Consider the following 4,868-nt stretch of genomic DNA (forward strand, 5'->3'; position numbering starts at 1 on the left):
ACAACAATGGCTATACGTAATGCGGGGGAAAGTGCTGATATGAAAGTAATTACAATAAATAAACCAAGTGCTAAACTGAAAGGTAAGTGCCTTGAAATCCCGCACTACGCATAGCCGAGACCGTTGGTTAAAATAACGAGATTGGAACTTGGCAGAGAAATTTTCTTTCAAAAATAATGATTTACTAAAGCTGAAAATTAGTCCGATTTTGAGCACTATTCCGGAATGAATTTTTTAAATAGTTTTTTTCCAAAACTAAAATTCTGCTTCAACTGAGAATTCTCTGAGAACTCTTCTCTCCTATTTTATCATTCTACTAAATTGAGAAATTTAATGAGTTGAATACGTTAAATTTGAATAGATTTTCTAAACGTACGTGTTTTCTCTTATTTTTAGTTTTCTAAGCTAGTTTTCTTCTAAACCGATAAAAACGAACTCGTTTGAATGATTTTTAGACTGTTTTAGTTGTTTTTTATCATTTCTACTAAACTGAAAAATTCTCAACGATTGATTTTTTTAGATAATTAGTTTTCTTTTTATAATTAGTACAAATCTTGAAAAATAACACTCATAAGATTGATTTTCTGATTATTTTAGTTGCTTTTCATCATTTTCGTAAACTAAAAAATTGCAACTTCTTTCAACTGAATTTGAGAAATATCACGTAATGAAAATAGAGAATTAAAACCATCAGATTTGAGAAATGAATCGATTAAATTTGAACTAAAATTGATAAATCCAACTATGTTTGATTAAGTTACTTTAACCAACAATGGCTATATTGCATTGTGGCGGATTTTCTTTTTCAGAAAATCCTCGTATATTTACTAACACAATTGCTATGGCGGAAAAATCTTGCAGATTTTTCCACAACGACAACATAGCCTAAACCGTTAGGCAACATTAGAACAAGAATTATGGATAGAAAAGTCATTTACTTTCTTTTTTTAAGTTTTTTTCTACAGGTTAATGTTTCTGCACAAAACGAGCAAATGTCTGGAGTTGAAATTATTGACATCTCTCAAAAGCAGATTGAATTAATGAATATGCTTCAAAATGAGCCTGTTGAAAAACGAAATGCAATATTAATTGACTCAATATACAAACCGAACAGCTATTTGTGGAAGGGATATTTAGGTAGCGAATCTGACTTTGCAAATTGGGTAAACAATACTGCATATAAAGAATTAGAATCCTACAATACAAAAGCCAATAGCATCGACCTTTCAAAACTTAATCAATACTTTTTTGAGACAGTTCGAGAAATGGAAAAATTTACTGGTAACAAACCGAAAGGAAAATGGTATATATTCTTCGGACCTAAATGGACAAACTTAGGCGGATTTGATGACGGTACAATGCTTATTGATTTAGCGCACGAATCGAATAAAAGTCTTGAGGACATTAAAATTTTCTTCCCTCACGAAATAAACCACCAAATTTATTCTGACACAATGGAACAGGAAAACAATGCCGTTCTATATAGAATTTTGGACGAGGGATTTGCTTGCTATGTTAGCTACTTATTTCATGGTGGCAAAACTACGATAGCCGAAGAATTAGACTTCACGGAACCAGAATACAAGGCTTGTTTGGAAAACGAAAAAGAACTTATTAAACTTTTAAAGAAAAACTATAAATCTAACAACGAGAAGTTAAGCGACAATTTTGCCAATCGAGGCTACAGATTTTCAGAAAAACTACCAGGCGCAGTTGGCTACTATATCGGATTTAGAATAGTCGATGAATTTGTCAAAAGAAACGGAAAAGATTCTTGGAAAAAGATTTATGAAATGTCGCCTAGAAAAGTTTTGAGAAAAAGTAAAATATTAAAATAATAACGTTGCCTAACAACGTGTAAGCGCAATAACGGCTGAATTTCCTAATCGGAAATTCAACTCGTTTTGCTAAATTAGGTGCGTCAGCGGAAAGTACTCGCGCACTTTCCCGTTACTGACGCTTACACAAAACCGTTGCCTAAAATAACGAGATTGGAACTTGGCAGAGAAATTTACCTTCAAAAATAATGATTTACTAAAGCTGAAAATTAATCTGATTTTGAGCATTATTCCGGAATGAATTTTTTAAGTAGTTTTCTTCCAAAACTAAATTTCTGCTTCGACTGAGAATTACTCTGAGAACTCTTCTCTCCTATTTTATCATTCTGCTAAATTGAGAAATTTAATGAGTTGAATCCGTTAAGTTGAATAAATTTTAAAACGTAGGAGTTTTTCTCTTATTTTTAGTTTTTTAAGCTCATTTTCTACTAAACTGAAAAAAACGAACTCGTTTGAATGATTTTTTAGATATTTCATTTTCTTTTTATAATTAGACTAAACTTGAAAATGCAAACTCAAAAAGATTGATTTTCTGATTGTTTTAGTTGCTTTTTATCATTTTCGTAAACTGAAAAATTACAACTTCTTTCAACTGAATTTGAGAAATATCACGTAATGAAAAAAGAAAATTGAAACCATCAGGTATGAGAAATGAATCGATTAAATTTGAACAATGAATTGATTAAAATTCTGCTTAATAATGAAAAATTAGATATGATTTGAAATGGTTACTTTAGGCAACAACGTATATAGCTCATTGTGGCGGAATTTTTTAATTGAAAAATTCCTTATATTTATTCTCAAAATTGCTTCGGCGGAAAAATCTCGCTGATTTTCCCACAACGAAGCCATATACAAACCCGTTGTACATAATTTTTGAGCTTAACGAAAACAAATAGAAAATAAACCTATGAAAAAACTATTCTTTTTAATTCTTTGCTTGATTTTAAGCAAAGTATACTCACAAGAAATATCTGAGAAAAAAATAATAACTGAAGTAAATGAAGTTACTGTATTTATTAAAGATGCTCAAATTACACGAAAAAAATCAGTTGATTTAAACCAAGGAGAAACTATCTTAAAATTCATTAATTTATCACCTTTTATTGACGCCAAAAGCATTCAAGTTAAAGCAAATGGAAATGTAACAGTATTATCTGTCAACCATCAACAAAATTATATTGATAAACTTGACAAACAAAAAGAATTGTTAGACTTTGAATTGAAAGTTCGAGAAATTGAGGACAAGATGAAACTTGAAAAAACATATTTAGATATTTTAAAAGAAGAATTAGCTTTTCTACAAGAAAACAGAAATATTGGTGGAAAAAATCAAGAACTGAGTGTCCTAAATCTAAAAGATGCATCTAATTTTTATAGTACAAAATTGACTTCATTAAAACTTAAAGAGATTGATATATATAAACGTTTAGATTTATTAAACAAATCAAAAATTGATTTAGACAATCAAATTAAAACAATAACTAGTAAAAGGGATTTTCCTAATGGAGAAATACTTGTCAAAATTGATTCGAAAAGGAATACAAAAGCAGATTTTGAGCTGTCATATTTAGTAGGTAATTCTGGTTGGTTTCCATCTTATGATGTAAGAGCAAAAAATGTAAATGAACCAATAGAAATTATTTATAAGGCAAATATTAAACAAGACACCAAAATTGATTGGAACAATGTGAAATTAAATTTATCATCAGCAAATCCAAATATTTCAGGAGTTGCACCAGAATTAAAAACTTACTTTTTAAATTATAATACATTACCTCCAACTTATAATCTAATATCAAATGAAATTAAAGGAAAGGTGTTTGATGAAAAACAACTACCTATTCCTGGAGTTAATGTTATTGTAAAAGGTTCAACTATTGGTGCAAGTACAGACTTTGATGGGAATTATTCAATTACAATACCAAATAATTCAAGCCAATTAGAATTTTCATTTATTGGTTATGAAAGTCAAACATTACCAATTACAAGCTCAAATTTAAATGTTTACTTAAAAGAAGATAGTCAAGCTTTAGAAGAAGTTGTTGTTACAGGATATGGTAGTAGAAAAAGAAAATCAGTCAGTGAAGTTTTAGAAGGAAAAGTTGCAGGTTTGCAAATAAGAGGAGCTAGTAGTTTTCAAATTCCTTCTGAGCAAACTGTTAAACAAACAACAGTTGATTTTGAAATTGAAATTCCCTATTCTATTAAATCTGATAATAAAAGTTATTCTGTCGATATGGTAAATTATAATTTACCAGCAGAATATAAATATTTCTGTGTTCCAAAAATAGATAAAGATGCATTCTTGATTGCAAATATTTCCGACTGGGAAAAATATAATTTACTTGAAGGAGAAGCAAATATTTTTTTCGAGGACACTTATGTTGGGAAAACATTATTAGACATTAGGTACGCAACTGACACATTACAAATTTCACTAGGTAGAGATAAAAATGTTTCAGTAAAAAGAGAAAAAGTAAAAAACTTTACTACAAAGCAATTTATTGGAAGTAAAAAAGAGGAAACAAGAGTTTGGACAATAAATGTAAAGAATAATAAAAGTCAAAAAATAAATATGCTGATTTTTGACCAAGTTCCAGTTTCAACACTTGAAGAAATTAAAGTAGATATTTTTGAAATTTCAGGAGCAAAACATAATATTGAGACAGGAGAAATTAAATGGGATTTTTCAATTGAGCCTAATGAGAATAAGAAATTTGAATTAAAATATTCAGTTAAATACCCAAAGAATCGAAATTTGATAATAGAATAAAAACTATGTACAACAATGCGCATAAAAAATTGCTAAATACAACAATATAGAATGTTTCTAAAACAAAATAATCCTAATTTAAAACATCGGAAAATTGCGTTTTCAAACCTGCAACTTTTCATGCTCTAAACCGTTAGCTAAAATAACGTGCGAAGAACTCGGCTGAGAAATTTTTATTTAAAAATAATGATTTACTAAAGCTGAAAATTAGTCCGATTCTGAGCACTATTTCGGAATGAGTTTTTGATCTATTT

At 29.1% G+C, this 4,868-nt stretch carries 2 protein-coding genes; both read left to right on the plus strand.

Annotated features, from left to right (window positions below):
- Positions 1-917 precede the first annotated feature (917 nt).
- Complete coding sequence (locus HGB55_RS14405; RefSeq protein WP_168817688.1) at positions 918-1,838, plus strand: DUF2268 domain-containing putative Zn-dependent protease; 921 nt, start codon at positions 918-920, stop codon at positions 1,836-1,838.
- A 910-nt stretch (positions 1,839-2,748) separates the two neighbouring features.
- On the plus strand, positions 2,749-4,614 hold the full coding sequence (locus HGB55_RS14410) for a mucoidy inhibitor MuiA family protein (RefSeq protein WP_168817690.1): 1,866 nt from the start codon (positions 2,749-2,751) through the stop codon (positions 4,612-4,614).
- Positions 4,615-4,868 lie beyond the last annotated feature (254 nt).

It is taken from the genome of Lutibacter sp. B1 (assembly GCF_012524075.1).
Classification (GTDB): Bacteria; Bacteroidota; Bacteroidia; order Flavobacteriales; family Flavobacteriaceae; genus Lutibacter.